General features: G+C 72.4%; 16 protein-coding genes and 1 pseudogene. 9 read left to right on the forward strand and 8 right to left on the reverse strand.

Features of this window, described 5'->3' with window-relative positions; genetic code table 11:
- Positions 1–57 precede the first annotated feature (57 nt).
- The 3 genes from ACGFI8_RS08290 to ACGFI8_RS08300 form a co-directional block, all read right to left on the reverse strand.
- Positions 58–429, reverse strand: a complete 372-nt coding sequence (locus ACGFI8_RS08290) for a DUF4407 domain-containing protein (protein WP_392801742.1) — start codon at positions 427–429, stop codon at positions 58–60.
- A gap of 62 nt (positions 430–491) precedes the next feature.
- Entirely contained in the window at positions 492–998 is a 507-nt protein-coding gene (locus ACGFI8_RS08295) for a GNAT family N-acetyltransferase (RefSeq protein ID WP_392801745.1), read from the reverse strand.
- 100 nt (positions 999–1,098) lie between these two features.
- Positions 1,099–1,383 (reverse strand): hypothetical protein, encoded by a 285-nt coding sequence (locus ACGFI8_RS08300; protein ID WP_392801748.1) that lies wholly within the window; start codon positions 1,381–1,383, stop codon positions 1,099–1,101.
- Between the two features lie 372 nt (positions 1,384–1,755).
- Here ACGFI8_RS08300 and ACGFI8_RS08305 point away from each other — a divergent pair, with 372 nt between their 5' ends.
- The 4 genes from ACGFI8_RS08305 to ACGFI8_RS08320 all read left to right on the forward strand — a co-directional run bounded on the left by ACGFI8_RS08305 (position 1,756) and on the right by ACGFI8_RS08320 (position 6,230).
- Positions 1,756–2,796, forward strand: a complete 1,041-nt coding sequence (locus ACGFI8_RS08305; RefSeq protein ID WP_392801751.1) for a helix-turn-helix domain-containing protein — start codon at positions 1,756–1,758, stop codon at positions 2,794–2,796.
- A gap of 181 nt (positions 2,797–2,977) precedes the next feature.
- Positions 2,978–3,967 (forward strand): hypothetical protein, encoded by a 990-nt coding sequence (locus tag ACGFI8_RS08310; RefSeq protein ID WP_392801753.1) that lies wholly within the window; start codon positions 2,978–2,980, stop codon positions 3,965–3,967.
- A 74-nt stretch (positions 3,968–4,041) separates the two neighbouring features.
- Positions 4,042–5,511 carry a glutamate--cysteine ligase gene (locus ACGFI8_RS08315; protein WP_392801756.1) on the forward strand — a complete coding sequence of 490 codons (1,470 nt, stop codon included), beginning with the start codon at positions 4,042–4,044 and terminating at the stop codon, positions 5,509–5,511.
- Positions 5,505–6,230, forward strand: coding sequence for an enoyl-CoA hydratase/isomerase family protein (locus ACGFI8_RS08320; protein WP_392801758.1), 726 nt, complete (start codon positions 5,505–5,507; stop codon positions 6,228–6,230). Before ACGFI8_RS08315 ends, ACGFI8_RS08320 begins: the two co-directional genes overlap by 7 nt.
- A 287-nt stretch (positions 6,231–6,517) precedes the next feature.
- Here the strand turns inward: ACGFI8_RS08320 and ACGFI8_RS08325 are convergent.
- The 3 genes and pseudogenes from ACGFI8_RS08325 to ACGFI8_RS08335 all read right to left on the reverse strand — a co-directional run.
- Positions 6,518–7,732 (reverse strand): annotated as a pseudogene (locus ACGFI8_RS08325) (glycosyltransferase); the annotation flags it as partial.
- Between the two features lie 142 nt (positions 7,733–7,874).
- Positions 7,875–9,815 carry a glycosyltransferase family 39 protein gene (locus ACGFI8_RS08330; RefSeq protein WP_392801761.1) on the reverse strand — a complete coding sequence of 647 codons (1,941 nt, stop codon included), beginning with the start codon at positions 9,813–9,815 and terminating at the stop codon, positions 7,875–7,877.
- A 62-nt stretch (positions 9,816–9,877) separates the two neighbouring features.
- Positions 9,878–10,381: a PaaI family thioesterase gene (locus ACGFI8_RS08335; RefSeq protein ID WP_392801763.1), complete on the reverse strand. Its 504-nt coding sequence runs from the start codon at positions 10,379–10,381 to the stop codon at positions 9,878–9,880.
- Positions 10,382–10,446: 65 nt separating this feature from the next.
- Between ACGFI8_RS08335 and ACGFI8_RS08340 the strand changes: the two genes are divergently transcribed.
- Genes ACGFI8_RS08340 through ACGFI8_RS08350 form a run of 3 tightly spaced genes read left to right on the forward strand, consistent with a single transcriptional unit; the run spans position 10,447 to position 11,888 of the window.
- Positions 10,447–10,935, forward strand: a complete 489-nt coding sequence (locus ACGFI8_RS08340) for a winged helix-turn-helix transcriptional regulator (RefSeq protein WP_392801766.1) — start codon at positions 10,447–10,449, stop codon at positions 10,933–10,935.
- Between the two features lie 7 nt (positions 10,936–10,942).
- The gene (locus tag ACGFI8_RS08345) at positions 10,943–11,179 is read left to right on the forward strand and encodes an EAL domain-containing protein (RefSeq protein ID WP_392801768.1); all 237 of its coding nucleotides are present in this window, start codon (positions 10,943–10,945) and stop codon (positions 11,177–11,179) included.
- A 10-nt stretch (positions 11,180–11,189) separates the two neighbouring features.
- The gene (locus tag ACGFI8_RS08350; RefSeq protein WP_392801770.1) at positions 11,190–11,888 is read left to right on the forward strand and encodes an NRDE family protein; all 699 of its coding nucleotides are present in this window, start codon (positions 11,190–11,192) and stop codon (positions 11,886–11,888) included.
- On the opposite strand, the gene ACGFI8_RS08355 is transcribed toward ACGFI8_RS08350, so the two are convergent.
- Together ACGFI8_RS08355 and ACGFI8_RS08360 are read right to left on the reverse strand one after the other, a co-directional pair.
- Positions 11,877–12,662, reverse strand: coding sequence for an SDR family NAD(P)-dependent oxidoreductase (locus ACGFI8_RS08355; protein WP_392801773.1), 786 nt, complete (start codon positions 12,660–12,662; stop codon positions 11,877–11,879). The two genes, ACGFI8_RS08350 and ACGFI8_RS08355, sit on opposite strands and share 12 nt — an antisense overlap.
- Positions 12,663–12,723: 61 nt before the next feature.
- Positions 12,724–13,314: a DUF998 domain-containing protein gene (locus tag ACGFI8_RS08360; protein ID WP_392801775.1), complete on the reverse strand. Its 591-nt coding sequence runs from the start codon at positions 13,312–13,314 to the stop codon at positions 12,724–12,726.
- A gap of 162 nt (positions 13,315–13,476) precedes the next feature.
- Here ACGFI8_RS08360 and ACGFI8_RS08365 point away from each other — a divergent pair, with 162 nt between their 5' ends.
- Positions 13,477–14,439 (forward strand): LysR family transcriptional regulator, encoded by a 963-nt coding sequence (locus ACGFI8_RS08365; protein ID WP_392801777.1) that lies wholly within the window; start codon positions 13,477–13,479, stop codon positions 14,437–14,439.
- A 73-nt stretch (positions 14,440–14,512) separates the two neighbouring features.
- Complete coding sequence (locus ACGFI8_RS08370; RefSeq protein ID WP_392801779.1) at positions 14,513–18,658, forward strand: AAA domain-containing protein; 4,146 nt, start codon at positions 14,513–14,515, stop codon at positions 18,656–18,658.
- Positions 18,659–18,762 lie beyond the last annotated feature (104 nt).

Consider the following 18,762-nt stretch of genomic DNA (forward strand, 5'->3'; position numbering starts at 1 on the left):
GGCCCAGTCTGCCCGGGCGGCCGGGCCCCGGAGCAAGTCACTCGGGCAATTTCTGTACTAACGGACCAGTCGGGACTGGTCCTCCAGTTCCGCCATCAAACGCTCGGTCGCCCGGCTCACCGCGGCGTCCATGAGCCGCCGCTCGTTCACCACCGCGTCCACCCCGTCGCCGGCGATCTCCCGCGCCGAGTGCGCGACCAGCAGCTCCTGCTCGTGCCGCTTGGTCTCGGACAGCTCCTTGCGCCGGGCCTCGCGCGCCTCGGTCCGCTCGTAGCCGTTGCCGTGCGAGACGAGCTTGAGCCAGACCGCCGCGCAGTCCAGGCAGACCAGCAGCGCGGCGACGCCGAGGTAGAAGAAGCCGAACCCCCAGAAGTCGCCGGTCACCAGGTGCCACATCGCGGTGGTGCGGGCCCCGAACCCGGCGCGCATTTGCGGGTGTTTCCCGTAACCATAACCGTCGCTAGAAGGCGGCGCGGCGCCCGGCAAGCGGATCAGACCCGGGCCGGGGCGCGTAGCGCCTTGACCAGGATTTGGCAGCGCTCGATGCTGAACTGCTTGCGGCCCGTCTCGTCGTAATCGACGACCATCGCGTTGACCAGGCCGAAGTCCCACTCCACGTAGCCGCGGTCGAGGTAGAGCCGCCGCGCCGCGGTGTTCTGCGGGGTGACGCCGAGCGCCATGCGCATGCGGCCCCGCATCCAGGCGTACTCCTCGGCGGTGTTCATGATCGCGGACGCCACGCCCTGCCGGCGCACGTTCTCCCGGACCTGCAGGTGGCTGAGGATCGGCACGCCGCGGAGGCGTTCGCGCAGCTCCCACTCCTCGGCCGGCATCAGCCGCAGGAATGCCGCGCCGACGGCGACGTTGTCGAGGAAGGCGGCGAACAGGACGCCCTGCTGGGGTCGGCGGGCGAGCCGATCCTCGAAGTAGAAGCGCTCACCGAACGCGTTGATCAAGGCCGGCAGGTCCGCGCTGACCGCTGGTCGTACCGCTAACACCGTTGTCGCGCTCCTCTTGCCGGCTGGAAACGTGGGGCGGGGACGGCGCCCGCCCGCGGTGCCGTCCCCGGTTTTCTTGGTGGTAAACCCGGCTGAAGGGTCAGCCGGAGCCCGCGTGGATCATCTCGTACAGCGTGACGAACATTACGGGAACCAGCACCGCGAGCAGCAGCCAACCCCGCACCAGGTTGTGGAGCGAGTCGCGCCGCACCTCGCGCTGGTGGTGGGTCATGGGAGCCGGGGCGGGGTTCCTGTAGCCGTTCAACGATCGGCCGACTCGGCCGATGACGAGTACCACGACGAACGCGACGGTGATGAGCAGCGCCGCCGAGTTCGCCCCCGTTTCGTGATTTACCGGTGAACTGGAAGAGAATAGAATGACCATCGGTACGTTCCTTAGCCTTGACCCGGTGCCTGGGGAAAGGGTGGAGCTGCCGATTTGGGGCGTCCCGGGGGCAACCGGGACGGCCCCATTTTTGTGTCACCCCTGGGCGGCGGTGCCCTGATGCGGTGGACCGGTCCGTAGGACATCACTCCGACCCCCCTCGTTTCAGTCAACGCGACTGAATTTCAGTGATGCCTGAAGTCCTCGACTCCTCTTGGTCAATAGTTTATTGTTCAGCAATACCTGAAACAATGATCGTCGCGACCGTGAGCGTGAATATCGGAAACTGCCAGATCGCGGCGACGATCGATCGAAGGTCAGACCGGCGGCGAGACGATCGCCAACTCCTGAAGTCGACTGAAGGGGGCGGGCTTGACGGAGCCTGAGGACCTCGCGCAGCGGCTGCGCGACCTGCGGACTACAGCCGACGTTCACGGACTTTCGCCCATGAAGGTGAGTCAGGGCGACCTCGCGCACGCCTTCGGTGTCAGCGTGCCGCTCATCTCCTCGTGGGAGAAGCCGGTCGGCGCCGCCCGGCCCGGCCCCACACACCTTGAGAAGTACGCACGCCTGTTCGCCACTCCACGCTCCTTCGCCGGGCAGCGGCCGGAGCTGCTCGACCTCGAGGCGCTGACGCCCGAGGAGCGGGTCAGCTATGACGAGCTGAAGAAGAAGCTGGGCCTGGAGTCGGAGCCGGCGAACCCGCTGCGGTTCCCGCTCGGCGAGCCGCTCACCGTCGTCTGCGCCGAGCTGCCCGAGCAGTTGCAGGCGGCGCGGGAGTACGCTGATCCGCTGTCCCCGGACCACGTCGAGCTGTACAGCTACGCCGACCCCGACGCGTTGTTCGACCTCTACAGCTACCTGCGCCAGGTCAACCCGAACAACCGGATCCGCTACAAGCTGGTCACCCGCCTCGACCGCGCCGACCTCGACACCCATCTGCTGCTGCTCGGCGGCGTCGACTGGAACACTCTGACCAGGCAGGTGTACGACGTGCTGGGCCTCCCGGTCGCGCAGGTCGGCCGGGATGGCATCGAGGCCGGTGCGTTCGAGGTCACGGACCCCGACGGCGCCAGCCGCACGCTGGTCCCGGTGCTCGAGAAGGTGGACGGACGGCTCAGGCTCCTCGAGGACGTGGCGCACCTGTGCCGCGCGCCGAATCCCTTCAGCCGCCAGGCCATGACCGTGACCATTTTCAACGCGATGTACGGCCGTGGCACCTACGGCATCGTCAGGGCTCTGACCGACGTCGACTGGCGCGAGCGGAACTTCCGCTACCTGGAGTGGCGCTTCGGCAGCGTGCCGACGTTCAGCCTGGTCTCGCGCGTGCGGATCGTCGCCGGGATCGTCACCGTTCCGAACTGGACCGATCCGCGCATCCGACTGCACGAATGGCCGATGCGGTCCGGCTGAGCAGCTGTGACATGGGACGGCGCGGGCCGTAAAGTACTCGTCACACGAATGGGGAGTCCTGGAGGCGACGCGTGGAGTCGGCAGTTTTATGACGGACTCCACCAATCCGCATCATCACTTCTCCCACAGGCAACTGCTCCGGTTGGAAACCTCGGCTCCGGGCGCTGTGGACGCCGTTGTCGTGCCCACCAACCGGCCGGTCGACCGCGTCCGCGACGCGATGCGCCTGGCCCGCGAGCTGGACTGCCTGCTCCTGGTGCTGTGCAGCAGGTGGAGCAGCGCCAGCCTGGTGATCAGCGAGGCCGCGCGGGCCGACGTGTCGGCCGTGGCCGTCGACGTGCCGCCCCGGGCCCGGCTGCCGCGGCTGAACGCCGACGAGGTGCTCCGCGAGACGCCGTTTCGCAGCCGCACCGACACCAGCATGAAACGCAACATCGCCCTTGCGGTCGCGCACATGATGCCGGATTGGCGGTCGGTGCTCTTCCTCGACGACGACATCGCGGTCACCGCCGATGACGTGCGCGGCGCCGCGGGGCTGCTCGCCGAGTACGACGCCGTCGGGCTGGCCAACGCCGGTTTCCCGGACAACTCGGTGGTCTGCCACGCCAACCGGGAAGTCGGCGGGGTGCAGGACACCTTCATCGGCGGCGGCGCGCTGCTCGTGCCGGCGACCAGCCGCTCGTACTTCCCCCACGTGTACAACGAGGACTGGTTCTTCCTCTTCGACCACATCCGCGAGCGCCGGGTCGCGATCACGGGGCGGGCCGAGCAGAAGGAGTACGACCCGTTCGACGGCCCGACGCGGGCGCGCCGGCAGGAGTTCGGGGACTGCCTTGCCGAGGGGGTCTTCGAGCTGCTCGACGACGGCCGCGAGCTCGCCGACGCCGGCCTGGACTTCTGGCGGGACTACCTTGCCCGGCGCGGCGCGTTCATCGCCGGCATCCTCCAGCGCGCGCACGGGCTGCCGCTGCCGCCCGAGCAGCGCAAGAAGATGGCCGACGCGCTGCACGCCGCGCAGAACAGCCGGGCCGAGATCACGCCGGAGCTGTGCGTGCAGTACCTCGACGCCTGGCGGCGGGACCGCGCGGCGTGGGAGGAGTTCCTGGAGGCGCTGCCCAAGCTCAGCGACGTACACGCCGCCCTGAAACACCTCAGTCTGCGACCCGCGTGACGAGACAGGAGTAAAAGGGCGTCGCGCGTGGTATGCCAGATGGACGGCTCTTCCCCCGGCGGAGGTGGCATCCCATGGGCAAGGACGTCGAATCGCACGTGTTCAGCCGCGAAGACCGGATGCGCTACCGCGACAAGGTGCGCCGATGCCTCGATGCGTTCGCCCGGATGCTGGCCGAGTCCAACTTCGACGTCGGCAGCGGCATGAGCGGGCTCGAGATCGAGCTCAACCTCGTCGACGAGCGGTACGAGCCGGCGCTGCGCAACCAGCGGGTGCTCGACGCCGTGGCCGACCCGGCGTTCGTGACCGAGCTGGGGCAGTTCAACATCGAGATCAACGTGCCGCCGCGCCAGCTGGAGGGCGACGGGTTCGGGCGGTTCGAGGCGCAGGTGCGGGAGAGCCTCAACGCCGCCGAGGAGCACGCGGTGCGGGCGGACGCGCGGCTGGCGATGATCGGGATCCTGCCGACGCTGCGGCGCGACCAGCTGACGCCCGACGTGCTGTCGGCGAATCCGCGGTACGCGCTGCTCAACGAGCAGATCTTCGCCGCGCGCGGGGAAGACCTGCTGATCGCGATCGACGGCGTGGAGCGGCTGCACGTGCGGTGCGACTCGATCGCGCCCGAGGCGGCCTGCACGAGCGTGCAGTTCCACCTACAGGTCGCGCCGCAGCGGTTCGCGGCGTACTGGAACGCAGCCCAGGCGATCGCGGCGGCGCAGGTGGCGCTGGGGGCCAACGCGCCGTACCTGTTCGGCCAGGAGCTGTGGCGCGAGACCCGGATCCCGCTGTTCGAGCAGGCGACCGACACCCGCGCCGAGGAGCTCAAGACCCAGGGCGTGCGCCCGCGGGTCTGGTTTGGCGAGCGCTGGATCACCTCGATCTTCGATCTGTTCGAGGAGAACGTGCGGTACTTCCCGGCGCTCCTGCCGATCTGCGAGGACGAGGACCCGATCGCGACGCTCGACCACGGCGGGACGCCGCACCTGGGCGAGCTGGGGCTGCACAACGGCACGATCTACCGCTGGAACCGGCCCATCTACGACGTGGTCGACGGCCGGCCGCACGTCCGCGTGGAGAACCGCGTCCTGCCCGCCGGGCCGACCGTGGTGGACAGCATGGCCAACGCCGCCTTCTACTTCGGGCTCGTGCACCGCCTCGCCGGGCAGGACCGTCCGGTGTGGACACAGATGTCGTTCGGTGCCGCGGAGGAGAACTTCCACACCGCGGCGCGGCAGGGCATCGACGCCGCCGTGTTCTGGCCCGGCCTCGGCTCGGTGCCGGTGACCGAGCTGGTGCTGCGCCGGCTGCTGCCGCTGGCCTACGAGGGCCTCGACGAGTGGGGCGTCGCCCCGGACCACCGCGACCGGCTGCTGGGCATCATCGAGCAGCGCTGCCTGGCGCAGCGCAACGGCGCCGCCTGGCAGGTCGAGGCGGCGCACGCGATCGAGGGCAGCGGCCCGGTCGAGCGGGACGACACGATGCGCAGGCTGCTGCAGGAGTACCTTCCGAGGATGCACTCGAACGTCCCCGTGCACGAATGGTGAGCGGCGAGCTGGTCCTCACGCAGGACGGCCCGATCGCCACGATCGTCATCACCAACCCCGCCAAGCGCAACGCGATGACCGCGGCGATGTGGCGCGCCCTGCCCGGCCTGCTCGACGGCCCGGCCAAGGACCCGTCGGTACGCGTGCTGATCCTCGCCGGCGCGGGCGGCACGTTCTGCGCGGGCGCCGACATCACCGAGGCCGCGGCGGTGGCCCGCGCCGGCGACGCGAGTTTCGCGGTCGCGGCCGAGCGGGCGCTGGCCGGCTTCCCGAAGCCCACGATCGCGCGCATCGACGGCTTCTGCGTCGGCGGCGGCTGCCAGCTCGCCGTGGCGTGCGACCTGCGCTTCGCCGCGGACGACAGCCGCTTCGGCGTGACCCCGGCCAAACTCGGGATCGTGTACCCTCCGTCGACCACCCGCCGGCTGGCCACCCTCATCGGCCCGGCCCGCGCGAAACTGCTGCTCTACACCGCAGACCTGATCGACGCCGCGGCGGCCGAGCGCATGGGCCTCGTCGACGCGGTGGTACCCGCCGCCGATCTGGCCGATTCGGTACTGCGCGTGGCCACCACGATCGCCGCCCGCTCGGGGTTGACGCAGTTCGCCGCAAAGCGGGTGCTGGCGGACGGCGACCCGCCGGATCAGGATGAGGCGGAGCTGGCCGAAGGCCTGACCGCGTTCACCGAACGCCGCCCACCCCACTTCGGCTGGTCGTGACCTCCCGCGATAAGTCGGGCGCTCCGCGCCACGACTTATCGCATTTTTCGCCTGTCGGGTTATAAAAGGCGATAAGTCGGTCAGTGCATCTCGAAGAGGCCCATTGGAAGGCCCCGACGTAGCTGGCGATGAACGCCAGCTGGAGGGCGAGGACCGCGAGGACCAGCGCACCCGCGCGCGGCGTGACACCGTCGCGCACTTCATGAAGAAATCCCGCTTTCATCGGTTTGGACGGTATCGTACGGATGACGCCGATCTGTCGGACTTGACTCGTCTGCACCAAGTGTTCCGGCGCGCCGGAAGACCCACACGCGCATCAGCACGAACCTCAGGAGCGTGGTCACGGCGTTGGAGACCACCAGTACCGCCAGCTCGGCGAAATGGCCGTGCCCGGGGGCGGCCACGTTCAGCAGCGCCAGCGCCGCCGCGTTCAGGGCCAGGCCCAGCGCGAAGAGCAGCAGGCCCTGCACCTGGTGGCGCAGCGCACCCTCGGCGCCGCGGATGGCGAACGTCAGCCGCCGATTGAGCGCGGTGTTGGCGACCGCGGTGGTCAGCAGGGCGACGAAGTTCGCGGCCTGGGCGCCGGTGGCCGGGCGGAGCAGGGCGAAGAGCGCGAGGAAGGCCACCGTCGAGAGGATGCCGATGCCGCCGAAGCGCAGCAGCTGGGGCAGCATCCCGGCGGGCACGCCCTCGACGAGCGGGGTGCGGCCGAAGCGGCTGCGCAGGGCGGCCAGCGGGAGCTTGCCGGTGACCAGGGCGCGGCCCAGCCGGGCGATGCCCTTGAGGTCGGCAACCGCGGTGGCCACGATGTCGACGCGGCTGTCCGGGTCGTCGATCCAGTCGACGGGCACCTCGTGGATGCGCAGGCCGGCCCGCTGGGCGAGCACGAGCAGCTCGGTGTCGAAGAACCAGCCGATGTCCTCGACCATCGGCAGCAGCTGCTCGGCCACGTCCCGCCGGATCGCCTTGAAGCCGCACTGCGCGTCGGAGAAGCGGGCGCTCAGGGCGGTACGCAGGATGCGGTTGTAGCTGCGGGAGATGAACTCGCGCTTCGGGCCTCGCACCACGCGCGAGCCGCGCGCCAGCCGGCTGCCGATGGAGAGGTCGGAGTGCCCCGACAGCAGCGGCGCGACCAGGGGCAGCAGGGCGTTGAGGTCGGTGCTCAGGTCCACGTCCATGTACGCGAGCACCGGCGCGTCCGACGCCGACCACGCCCGCTTCAGCGCCCGCCCGCGGCCCTTCTCGGCCAGGCGCAGCACCTCGACGCCCGGCAGCTCCACGCTGAGCGCCGTGGCCACCGCGTGGGTCGCGTCGGTGCTGGCGTTGTCGGCGACGGTGATCCGAAAGGGGTACGGGAAGCCCTCGGTGAGGTGCTGGTGGAGCCGGCGGACGCAGGGCTCGAGATCGGCCTCCTCGTTGTAGACCGGGATCACGACGTCGAGGACGGCGCCGGCGTTCGGGTCGCCGGCGCCGCTGGCGCGAGGAAGGGTCTCTGTGCTCATGGGGACCACGCTCGGGCTCCGACCTTCCGGAAGCTTTCGGCCAACCTGTGCCCAGCCTGTGAATCCACAATTGGCACATGTACGAAAAGTCGGAAATGTCCGGACACGGCGTGTCCGGACATTTCCGTTGACCAGCGGCCGGTCAGGCGGTCAGGTCGTAGAGGGTCGTGTTGCCGATCGTCTGGGGCGTGTAGTTGGCCTCCACCCAGGCCGCGATCTCCGCGCTGACGCTACTGCCGCCGTTGCTGCGCCCGCCGAACCCGGACCCGCCGATGAAGTAGTGGATCTTCCCCTGCTGGACGTACTGCTGGAACTGCGCCAGGCTCGGCGCGGGGTCGCTGCCGTTGAAGCCGCCGATCGCCATCACCGGCAGCTCGGCGGCGAGCTGGTAGCCGGAGGCGTTGTTGGAGCCGACCGCCGCGGCGACCCAGGCGTACTTCGAGCTGTCCTGCCGAAGGGCCGAGATCACCTCGGCGCCCGGCGTGGTGGCGTTGAGCAGGCCCCCCATGCCACCCCCGCCGCGGCCCGGGAAGCCCCCGCCGGGGAAGCCCCCGCCCGTGAAGCCCCCGCCGCCGGGCGGCGCGCCGCCGAAGCCGCCGCGGCCGCCGAAGCGGCCCATGCCGCCCGCGACCGCGGGGCCGGCGGTGACGATCGAGCCGGCGTGCGCCGTGGCGGCGGTGTTCAGCGAGTAGGCGACCGGGCCGCCGAGGATCGCGAAGAGCGCCAGGGCGGCCGCCGCGAGCCGCGGGCCCCGGCCGAGCTGCTGGCTGAGCAGGATGCCGGCGGCCCCGAACGCGCCGGCGGCGAGCACCGCCACCCGCAGCCACGGGTGGAAGTCGCTGCTGCGCTCGAGCAGGATGTACGACCAGATCGCGCTGATCGCGACGGTGCCACCGAGGACCAGCAGGGCGTAGAGATCGGACCGGCGCCGCCACAGGGTCGCCGCGCCCATGCCGACCAGCGCGCCGATCGCCGGGGCCAGGGCCACCGTGTAGTAGTCGTGGAAGATGCCCTGCATGGAGCTGAAGACCACGACGGTGGTGACCAGCCAGCCGCCCCACAGCACGTAGGCCGCCTCGCGCGTCGACCAAATCAGGCCCGCGACGGTGAGGATGAGCGCCGCCGGCAGCAGCCAGGACGCCTGGCCGCCGGTCTGCCCGTCCAGCATGCGCGACCAGCCGGTCTCGCCCCAGCCGCCGCCGGCCGGGCCGCCGCCTCCGACGCTGCCGGTCTCGTTGCCTGTCAGCCGGCCGAAGCCGTTGTACCCCAGGGTGAGCTCGAGGATCGAGTTGGTCTGCGAGCCGCCGACGTACGGCCGCCACGAGGCCGGCGTCAGCGACACGATCGCCACCCACCAGCCGGCCGAGACGATCACCGCGGCGCCGGCCACGAGCAGCTGCACCAGCCGCCGGCCCCAGCCGGTCGGCGCGAACAGCAGATACGCCAGCCCGAACGCCGGGACGACCAGCAGGGCCTGCAGCATTTTGGTCAGGAACCCGAAGCCGATCGCGCCGCCCGCGAACACCAGCCACCAGGTGCTGCCGCGCTCCAGGGCGCGCAGCATGCCGTACACCCCGGCCACCAGCAGCAGCGTGAGCAGCGCGTCGGGGTTGTTGAAGCGGAACATCAGCGTGGCGACCGGCGTGGTGGCCAGCACCGCGCCGGCGAGCAGCCCGGCGGCCGGGCCGTGCCACCGCTTGACGGTGAGGTACAGCAGGCCGACCGCGGCCACGCCGATCAGCGCCTGCGGGGCCAGGACGCTCCACGAGCTCAGCCCGAAGATCCGCACCGACAGGCCGGTGACCCACAGCGCCGCCGGCGTCTTGTCCACGGTGATGAAGTTGGAGGCGTCCGAGGAGCCGAAGAACCACGCCTTCCAGCTCTCGCTTCCGGCCTGCGCGGCCGCGGCGTAGAAGGCGTTGCCCCAGCCGGAGGCGCTGAGGTTCCACAGGTACAGCGCGCCGGTGGCGAGCAGGAGCAGCGCGAGCGCCGGGCGCACCCAGACCGGAGGGCCGGCCTTCCTGCCGGCCGGGGTCCCGGCGTCGGCCTCGGGTGCGGCCGGAGGGGTCAGCGTGGTCGTCATGCTGCCAAGGTGCGCCGCGACCCTTCCGGCGCCTTCAACGGCAGCTGTGTGCCGGCTGTGAACTACAGGTCGAACAGCATGCAGGTGGAGGTGGCGTGCGCGACCAGCACGCCGCGGGCGTCGGTGATCTGGGCCTGGGCGAGCGCGGTCCGCCGGCCCTTGGAGATGACGGTGCCCTCGCAGGTCAGCACGCCGGAGGCGATCGAGGCGCGGCGCAGGAACTTCGTGGTCAGGTCGAGCGTGGTGTACCCGATCCCGGCCGGCAGCGTCGAGTGCACGGCGCAGCCGGTCGCGGTGTCCAGCAGCGTGGCCAGTACGCCACCGTGGACGCTGCCGAGAGGGTTGTAGTGGTACTCCTGCGGCTCGAGCGTCACCACCACGCGCCCGGCCTCGGCCTCGACCTTGCCCGTGCCCAGCAGGTGCGTGACGGGCGGCGCGGGCAGCTCGCCGCGGGACATGGCCTGCAGCAGCTCCAGCCCGCTTCGCCGGCCGATCTCCGCCGCGTTGAGCATCGGATCGGACCACGAGAACGTGCGGCTGCGGAGTTCTCCCTCGGTCTGCGTCATGGACCCAGCCTCCCGGCCCAGGCTGGATCTGTCAATAAGACCCAGCTCGGCGCTAGCCTGACTGCATGAGACCTAGAGCACTCGAATGGTCGGTGGACAACTGCACCATCGGCCGGGCGATGGCGATCCTCGGCGAGCGGTGGACGATCGTGGTGCTCCGCGAGGTCTTCAACGGCATCTTCCGCTTCGACGACATGCGCGTGCGCACCGGCATTCCTCGCCAGGTGCTCACCAACCGGCTCGGCGTGCTGGTCGACAACGGCATCCTGCGCCGGGTCCCGTATCGCGAGCCCGGCTCCCGGGGTCGCGACGAGTACCGCCTCACCGAGAAGGGCTTCGACCTGTACCCGATGATCGTGGCCGTCCGCGAGTGGGGCGACCGCTACCTGGCCGACCCGGGCGGCCCGCCGCTGGAGACCGTCCACCGCGGCTGCGGCGCCCACGTCCACGCCACCCTGATCTGCGAGCACGGCCACCTCGGCATCGCGCCCCGTGACGTCGTCCCGCAGCCCGGCCCGGGCGCGATCCGGCGGGAGCAAAACCCCGTGCCGTGACGATTCGGTGCAGCGCATCGCCGTCGACCACCGCGACCGCGCCGTGGTCCGCTCGGCCGTCCAGCTCGGTCACGCCCTCGACCTCATGGTCGTGGCGGAGGGCGTCGAGGACGAGCAGACCCTGCTCCACCTGCGCCACGAGGGGCGCAACCTGGTCCAGGGGTACCACATCTCCAAGCCGCTGCCGGCCGACGATTTCGCGGATTGGCTGACCGCCCGGATCCCTCAGCTGGGCGGGGCATAACGTTCGGTCCATGTGCACCGTGCTCCTCCGGTTCGACCCCGACGCCACCTGGCCCGTGCTGCTGGCCGCCGTCCGCGACGAGTACCTGGCCCGCCCCTGGGAGCCGCCCGCCGAGCACTGGCCGGGCCGGTTCGGCGGCCGCGACAGCACCGCCGGCGGGACCTGGCTGGCCGTGGACCCGGCCCGCCCGAGCGTCACCGCCCTGCTCAACGGCTACCCGCCGCTGCCGCCGGCCGGCGACCGCCCGACCCGCGGCTCGCTCCCGCTGGCCCCGTTCCCGCCGGACGACGACGTGCTCCGGGCCTTCGATGCCTTCCATCTGGTACGCGCGGAGCCCACCGAGGTCGCGGTGACCTCGTGGGACGGCACGGCGGTCACGCACCGGCTCCTGCAGCCCGGCGACCACGTGCTCGTCAACCAGGGCGTGGACGTCAACGACTTCGCCCCGCTGCGCGCCGCCGCGAACCCCGACCCGAAGCCCGGGCTGCCGCCGCGCGCGGCGTGGGGCGACTGGATCGGGCTGCTGTCCGGCGGCGAGTTCACCGGCGCCGCCGAGCGCCCGCTGCTGATCCGCCGGGAGGTCGACGGCCTGCTGTACGGCTCCGGCTCGGCCACGCTGGTCGCGATCGGCGAGCCGGGTGTCCGCTACGACTTCACCGCCAACCCGGGCCCCGACGCGGTCTGGGACGAGATCGCGCTACCGGACTAACGCCAGCGAGGCCTCCCACAGCCGCGCCGCCCGGTCCGGGCTCGTCGACCGCGGCGTCGCGGCGAAGGGGCGGCGTAGGAAGTAGTACCCGCCCGGGACGAGCTGCTCGGCCGGGGCGTCGGCGAGCCACTGCAGCGTGCCGGCGGCCCGGTCCGGGGACGTGTACACCACCGGGATCAGCCGGCCGAGCGTGAACAGCGGGCTGGTCCGGGCAAACCGGCTGCGCACCAGCCCGGGGAAGAACGCCGTCGGCAGAATGCCCAGCGGGCCCCAGCGCCGCGCGGCCTCGGCTGTGAACAGCAGGTTGGCCTGCTTCGACGAGCCGTACGCCAGCCACCGCACCCGATGCGCCGGCGACGGGCGCAGCGGCGTGTCGACGTCGAGCACGCCCCACGCCTCGGCCAGCGACGCCGTGGTCACGATCCGTGCCCGGCCGGCGCGCAGCCGGTCGAGCAGCAGGTGGGCGAGCAGAAACCCGGCCAGGTGGTTGACGACCACCGCGCGGGGCCCGCGGTACAGCCCGCCCGCGTTGTTGACGAGCACGTCGATGCGCTCGCAGGCCGCGGCGACGGCCCCGGCGGCCGCGCGCACCTGGCCGAGATCGGCGAAGTCGGCGCGGACGGTCGTCGCGCCCGGGAGCTCGGCGCCGGCCGCGGCCAGCCGGCGCTCGTCCCGGCCGAGCAGCACGAGCCGGTCGCCGGCCGCGGCGAAGCGGCGCGCGGCGGCCAGCCCGATGCCGGCGCTGGCACCGGTGACGACCACCGTCCGGGTCATGCCGGAACCTCCGCTTCGCTCCGGCTGCGGCATGACTTGGACCTGAGCCTATGACGACCGGTCATGACCTGGCCCGGAGGTGCAGGGCGGCCGTCAGCACCACCCAGGCGGACACGGCGACCAGGGCGATGCGCTCCGCCACCCCGGTGAAGAGCGAGCGCCCGGCGAAGAGGATGCCGGCCGCGGACAGGATCAGCGGCGGATACGCGACGAGCACCCCGACCCACCCGGCCTGGCGCAGGCGGCGGGTGATCGGCAGCACGGAGTACAGCAGGATCGCCAGCGCGCAGAGCAGCAGCGCGCCGATCGCGCCGGCCGCGTGGACGAGGTCGCGCGCGGCCGGCGTCTCGTACGGCGGCAGCGGGCACCCCGGGCTGCAGTGCACGACGCCGGCCACGAGGGCCAGCGGGGCGGCGAGCCCGAGCGAGCCGCCGATCAGCGCGCAGGCGCGCCGCGCGGGCACCGCCAGCAGCGCCAGCGAGGCCGCCAGCAGGAGCATGCTGACCTGGTACAGCGGGGCGTGCGGCGCGCCGGGCACGCCCGACTCCGACACATAGCGCCACGGCGCCGATCCCGCCACAGCGGCGGCCAGGCCCGCGGCGCCGAGTGTCCCGGCGATCGCGGACCCGGCGGCGGCCCAGCGGCTGATCACCGATTCAGCCTAGTGATGTCGCGCGTGACCGTGCTGGTGATGCCGGTGAACGACCGCGTGACCGCGGCCACGGGCGATCAGGAATTTGAAGATTCGGTAAAACGGCACGTCTCGATGCGATCAGGCCTTCTGCCTGGGGCCGAACCGCCCTACGGTCTCTGTATGGATCTGGAGCTGCGGCATCTGCGGATCGTATGTGCGATCGCGGACGCCGGCAGCGTCACGAAGGCCGCCTCGGCGCTCGGGCTCGCCCAGCCGGCGCTCACCGCCCAGCTGCAGCGCATCGAGCGCGCGCTCGGCGGCGTGCTGTTCGAGCGCGACCGGCGCGGCGCCCGGGCCACCCCACTGGGCGAGCTGGTGCTGGCCCGCGCCCGCGTGCTCCTGCCCGCGGTGAAGGGGCTGCAGGACGAGGCGACCCGGCTGGCCAGCGCGGCCGGCACCACCGGGCGGTACCGGATCGGCGCGGTCAACGGCCCGATCCTCGGCGGCCTGGTGCACCGGATCACGACCAACCACCCGGCCGCGCAGGTCAGCACCTACGCGTCCTGGTCGGCCGCGGAGCTCGGCGACCTCGTGCTGACCGGCCGGCTCGACTTCGTGCTGGTCGGCGCGTGCGGCGACGCCCCGCCGGCCACCGACACCGGGCTGGCCTGGCGCGCGGTCGCCGCCGACCCCGTCTTCCTGCTGCTGCCGGAGGGGCACGAGCTCGCCGGCCGCGACGAGGTGGACCTGGCCGAGCTCGCCGAGGCGCAGTGGGTGGCCGCGCCGGGGGACGGGTGCTTCTCCGCCTGCCACGCCGCGGCCTGCGCGAAGGCGGGCTTCACGCCGAAGGTGCTCTTCGAGACCGAGGTGCGCGGCGCCATCGACCTCATCGAGTCCGGCGACGCGGTGGGGCTGTGCCAGGCCACGCTGCGGCCGATGGCCGGCCTGACCACGGTGCCGATCGCCGGGGCGCCGCTGCACTGGCGGCACATGCTCGGCTGGCTGCCCGACGGCCCCGCGGCGGACCTGGCCGGGCAGGTGTGGGCGTACGCGATCGAGTCCTACGCCGACGCGGCGCGCCGCAACGAGCGCTACGCCGCGTGGCTCGGCCGTCACCCGGACCGGCGGGGAATGGCGCTGTAGCGCCGAAGGCATCGGTCTATCGGTACTGGCTGGCTGCTGCGGGTGGCTGCGCGGGGCCGCTACGCTCGCAACCGTGGAGGACCTTGTCGACCGGCGCGGCGCGCTGGTCCAGGAGGCTTCCCGCCGGTGGCGGTCCCAGCTGATCGATCTCGGCGGGCGCAACACGCTGCTGTACTACCGCGACCTGCGGGCCGGCACGCTGGACCTGAGCGCCGCCGACCCGGTCTCGCTCGAAGCCCTGCTCGGCGGCCGCACCCTGCCCCTCGGCCACCTCTTCGCCGATCCCGAGGCGCACGCGGCCGCGATCAAGCGGGCCCGCACCATCCGCAACAAGGCGCGCGAGCTCACCGAGGAGCGCGGCATCGAGACCTGCTTCGCCGCCATCGGCAGCGCCACCTGGGCCCAGCCGCCCGGCGGCGGGGCCGTGCCGGCCGCGCCGGTGCTGCTGCGCTCGGCCCTGTTGCGGGCCCGGGGCGCGGCCGAGGACGACTTCGATCTCACCCTGCAGGGCGACCTGGAGCTCAACCCGACGCTGCTGCAGCTGCTCGAGGAGGACTTCGGCGTGCGGGTCGACGCCGACGAGCTCGAGGAGCTGGTCAGCTACACCGCCGGCTTCGATCCGCAGCCGCTGTACGAGCGGCTCGTCAAGGAGGCGAGCGGGCGGGTCCGCGACTTCGCGGTCAGCCCCCGCTTCGTGCTCGGCACGTTCTCCTACGCCAAGCTGCCGATGGTCACCGACCTGCGGGTGGCCGCCCGGGCCCTGGTCGAGCACGACGTCATCGCCGCGATCGCCGGCGACCGCGACGCCCAGGCGGCGCTGCGCCCGGCGGCCGGCATCGCGCTGCGCGAGCCCGACTGGATCCTGCCGGAGGACGAGTTCCTGGTCCTCGACGCCGACTCCTCGCAGAACTACGCGATCAACGCGGTCCTCGCCGGCCAGCACAGCGTCATCAAGGGCCCGCCCGGCACCGGCAAGAGCCAGACCATCGCCAACCTGATCGCGTCGCTGGTCGCACGGGGCAAGCGGGTGCTGTTCGTGGCCGAGAAGCGCGCCGCGATCACCGCCGTCACCGACCGGCTCGCCCGCCGGGGGCTGGGCAACCTGGTGATGGACGTGCACGACGGCACCACCTCGCGGCGCAAGGTCGCCGCCGACCTCAAAGCCGCGTTCGACTCGGCGGCCCGCATCGCCCAGCCCGATCTCGGCGTGCTGCACGAGACGCTCGCCGCGCGCCGGGCCACGCTCAACGACCACGACGACGCCATGCACCAGCCGCGCGAGCCGTGGGGGATCTCGGCGTACCAGGCCCAGGCGGAGCTGATCCGGCTGAACGGTGTGGTGTGGCCGATGACCGCGGTGCGGCTGCGCGGCCCGGCGCTCGCCGTCCTCGACGCCGCGACCGCCCGCCGGGTCCGCGAGCAGCTGCGCGACTACGCGACGCTCGGCGGGTTCACCGCGACCGAGCAGGAGTCCGGCTGGATCGGCGCCGATGTCGCCACCCCGGCCGACGCCGAGGCCGCCTTCGACCTCGCCGAGCGCCTCGCTCGGCGCACGCTCGCCGACGCGCGGCCGGCCCTGCGATACGTGGCCGACCACACCGGCCTGCGGGCCCCGGCCGACCTCGCCGGCTGGCGCGCCCTCTTCGCCCTCCTCGACGGGGTCGCCGCGACCCTTGCCCGGTTCCGCGAGGAGGTGTTCCGTATCGACTACCGGGCCGACCTGCCCATGCACATCGCCTCCGCCGCCGGCAGGGACTGGCGCCGCGCGCACGCCGGGCAGCCCGGCACCGACGCCGGCTGGCTGACCCGCCGCCGCATGCGCAAGCAGGCCGCCCAGCTGTGGCGCGGCCCGGGCACCCCCGGCCGGCAGCAGCTCTTCGAGGGCCTGTCGGCGGCGCTCGCCCAGCGCGAGCAGTGGGCCCGGCTGGCCGTTGACGGCGGCACCCCGCGCCTGCCCGCCGAGCTGCCGCGCGCCCGCGCCGCGTTCGACCAGCTGGACGCGCAGGTGCAGGGGCTTCAGCGGTACTGCCGCCACATCCCGATGGCCACCATGGACCTCGACCGGCTCGGCCGGGTCGTCGCCGCCCTCGCCGCGGACGAGCGCACCCTGCGCCGGATGCCGCGCCTCAACGAGCTCGGCAACGCCTTCGACGCCCTCGGCCTCGACCAGCTCGTCGCCGACCTGGTCGCCCGGCGCCCCGACGCCGACCTGGCCGCCGCCGTCTTCGACGCCTGCTGGAACGCCTCGATCGTGCAGCACCTCAACTTCACCGACCCGCGCGTGGGCGCCTTCGACGGCCCGCTACACACCCGCACCGTCGCCGAGTACCGCGACGCCGACCACCGCCACATCGACGCCACCGCGACCCGGGTGCTGCGCGCCGTGGCCGAGCACATCACGCGCGTCCGCGACGAGTACCCGGACGAGAGCCGCCTGGTCGAGCACCAGGCCAACCTCAAGCGCCGGCACCTGCCGATCCGCCAGCTGTTCGCCACCGCGCCGCACATACTCACCGCCCTGCGCCCCTGCTGGGCGATGAGCCCGCTGGTCGTCTCGCAGCTGCTGCCCGCACAGGCCGACCTCTTCGACGTGGTCGTCTTCGACGAGGCGAGCCAGGTCACCCCGGCCGACGCCGTGCCGGCCCTGCTGCGCGGCCGCCAGATCGTCGTCGCCGGCGACGAGCACCAGCTGCCCCCGACGTCGTTCTTCACCGCGGCCGAGGAGGGCACCGCCGCCGACCCGCTCGGCGTCAACCCCGACGGCTCGATCGACCTGTCGCTGACCTCGGGGTACGAGTCGATCCTCGACGTGCTGACCGCGCTGCTGCCCGGCTACCTGCTGCGCTGGCACTACCGCAGCCAGGACGACCGCCTGATCGGCTTCTCCAACGCCCACATCTACGACGGCTCGCTGGTCACCTTCCCCGGCGTGGCCGGCTCCGGCACCGTGCAGCACGTCCACGTGCCCTTCGCGGCGGGCGACGCCGTGGGGGAGGAGGCGACCGACTCGGTCACCGCCGAGGTCCAGCGCGTCGTGGAGCTCATCCTCCAGCACGCGCAGGTCCGCCCCAACGAGTCGCTCGGCGTCATCACGATGGGCATCACCCACGCCGAGCGCATCGACCTCGCCCTGCGCAGGGCGTTGGCCGCCCGCCGCGAGCTGCACCCGTTCTTCGCCGAGACCGCGCCCGAGCCGTTCTTCGTCAAGAACCTCGAGCGCGTCCAGGGCGACGAGCGCGACGCGATCATCCTCTCCATCGGGTACGGCAAGAACTCGGCCGGCCGCCTGCTGTACCGCTTCGGCCCCCTCCTACTGCCCGGAGGCGAGCGCCGCCTGAACGTCGCCGTCACCCGGGCCCGCCGCCGCATGACCCTGGTCAGCTCGTTCACCGCCACCGACATGGACCCGTCCCGCAGCACCAGCGACGGCGTGCGCCTGCTGCGCTCCTACCTCGAGTACGCGGAGTCGGGCGGCACCTCCCTGGCCGCGACCACCACCGCCCGCCCGCCCCTGAACCCCTTCGAGCAGGACGTCCGCGACCGCCTGGCCGCCGCCGGCATCTCCGTAACCCCGCAGTTCGGCGTGGCCGGGTACTGCATCGACTTCGCCTGCGCCCACCCGACCACCCCCGACGAGATGGTCCTGGCCATCGAGACCGACGGGGCCTCCTATCATTCGGCAAGCACCGCCCGCGACCGCGACCGCCTGCGCCAGGAGCAGCTCGAACGCCTGGGCTGGCGCTTCCACCGGATCTGGTCGACGGACTGGTTCGCCGACCCGGTCGCCGAGACCGCCCGCGCCCGCGCCGCGTACGACGAGGCGGTGGCCGCGGTCGAGGCGCGCCGCACCGACGAGCCCACGGTCGTGCTCGACCGGCAACCCCCGACCCCCGACCCGGCCGGGGACGACGACGGCCGCCCCCTGCCCCGCCCGGCCCTGACCCCCGGCCGCCCGATCGGTGAGTACCCGCACGAGCTCCTGGTCGACCTGATCCGCTGGATCGAGTCCGACACCCTGCTGCGCACCGAGGAGCAGGTCCTGGACGAGGCCCGCCGCCAGTTGGGCTTCAAGCGCGGCGGCTCGCGGATCAACGCGGCCCTGTCCGCGGCAATGACCGACGCCCGCGCCGAGCAACCGAACCACTCACCGGACCAGGACCGGACGCGGGTCCTACGGCTCCCGGAGCCCGACCCCCGCCAACGCCCGGAGACCGACTGACCGACCACCCCGCGCACCGCGGCCTGCGGGCGAGGGCGTTGCGAATTGACGCCTGTCTCATTACAGTAAGCGCACCACGGGTGTATGAAACGTTTTAATGAAAC

It is taken from the genome of Dactylosporangium sp. NPDC048998, assembly GCF_043197855.1.
In the GTDB taxonomy this organism is placed as follows: domain Bacteria; phylum Actinomycetota; class Actinomycetes; order Mycobacteriales; family Micromonosporaceae; genus Dactylosporangium.